This is a genomic window from Delftia sp. ZNC0008, assembly GCF_000799035.1.
Taxonomy (GTDB): domain Bacteria; phylum Pseudomonadota; class Gammaproteobacteria; order Burkholderiales; family Burkholderiaceae_C; genus Comamonas; species Comamonas tsuruhatensis.
The window spans coordinates 1-1436 of sequence record NZ_JTKZ01000015.1 but is presented as its reverse complement, the minus strand read 5'-3'; the positions used below and the strand labels follow the sequence as shown (position 1 = coordinate 1436).

At 64.7% G+C, this 1436-nt stretch carries 1 protein-coding gene and 1 pseudogene; both read left to right on the top strand.

All coding sequences use genetic code 11. The features are described 5' to 3' along the window. Nucleotides 1-244: 244 nt before the first annotated feature. A complete protein-coding gene (locus L995_RS00320) occupies nt 245-1201 on the top strand; it encodes a phosphoadenosine phosphosulfate reductase domain-containing protein (protein WP_047468046.1) in 957 nt (318 codons plus the stop codon). A gap of 52 nt (nt 1202-1253) precedes the next feature. Beyond that, nucleotides 1254-1436 (top strand): annotated as a pseudogene (locus tag L995_RS31570) (DNA cytosine methyltransferase); the annotation flags it as partial.

The following is a 1436-nucleotide window of genomic DNA, read 5'->3' as shown; positions in this document are numbered from 1 at the left end:
GGTAGATGACGCCGAAGTGCTGGAGGGGATCGGCTCCCGCCCTGGAGAGCTTGCTCTGCAAAAGCTCCAGGACCTGATACCGCAACTCGACACTGACTGATCAAAACCGGCCCCCAGCCGGTTTTTTTACGCCCAAATCCAAGAGGAATGAGCACAGCGCATGGGCGCTGTCCTGATACCTCCCCTCCAACTTCCAAAGCCAGCCAGCGAGCTGGTTTTTTTTTCGTCCCGAGGAACCCGCCCCATGGCGACAAAGCACGTCATTTCCGTATCTGGCGGCAAAGACAGCACAGCCGTGCTGCTGCTCGCCCTGGACCGCTGTCCGCCTGGCAGCGTGGTCCCGATCTTTTGCGACACGGGCAACGAGCACCAGGCTGTCTATGACTACCTGGCCTATCTGGAGCAGGCCCTGGGCGTGACCATCCACCGGCTGCGCGCGGACTTCAGCCGCCAGCTGCTGGCCAAGCGCATGTTTATCGCCCGTGACGTGCGCACGGGGCGCGACAAGGCCGGCCGCCGCCTGCGCTGGTCGAACAAGGCCAAGCGCCGCGCCCGGGCCGTGATGCAACCGAGCGGCAACCCGTTCTTGGACCTGTGCATGTGGAAGGGCCGTTTCCCGTCTCGCATGGCCCAGTTCTGCACTGAGGAATTGAAGCGCAACATGGCCGTAGGCTTCCAGATGGATCTGATGGACGCCGGCCATTGCGTCATAAGCTGGCAGGGCGTGCGCCGCGACGAATCCCAGCGCCGCCGCAATGCCAAGAAGTCCGAGCGCGTGGCGCCGCGGCTGCGCATCTTCCGGCCCATCGTGGACTGGACAGCCGCCCAGGTGTTCGACCTGGCCGCCTCACAGCGCGTGCAGCCCAATCCCCTCTATCTGCAGGGCATGGGCCGCGTCGGCTGTATGCCCTGCATCAACTGCGGCAAAGACGAGCTGCGCCAAATCTCCGTGCGCTGGCCCGAGCACATCGAGCGCATCGCCGAATGGGAGCGCATCGTCAGCGCGTGCTCGAAGCGCGGAGGCTCAACCTTCATGACCGACGCCCACACAGGGCAGGACCGGCGCCAGGTCTTCGCAGACCTCAATGTCTGGTCCCGCATTGAGTGGGCCAAGACCACGCGCGGCGGCCGGCAGTACGACCTCCTCGCCGGCCTGGACGAACCCACAGCATGCGCATCGGCCTACGGCCTGTGCGAGTGAACACAAACCCAGAGCCCGCACAACGCGGGCTTTTCTCATTCTGAGGAGCCGCATGCTTACCCCTCAATTTCTCCTGCCCCTCGCGACCAAGCTGGTGATCGACCTGTTTGCCGGCGGCGGCGGCGCATCCACCGGCATCGAGCAGGCCATCGGCCGGCCGGTCGATGCCGCCATCAACCACGATGCCGACGCCATCGGCATGCACGAAGTCAACCACCCGCAGACACGCCACTAC

Excerpts from the sequence above, each read along its gene's own strand:
- L995_RS00320 (WP_047468046.1), top strand. The coding sequence starts at position 245 with ATGGCGACAAAGCACGTCATTTCCGTATCTGGCGGCAAAGACAGCACA.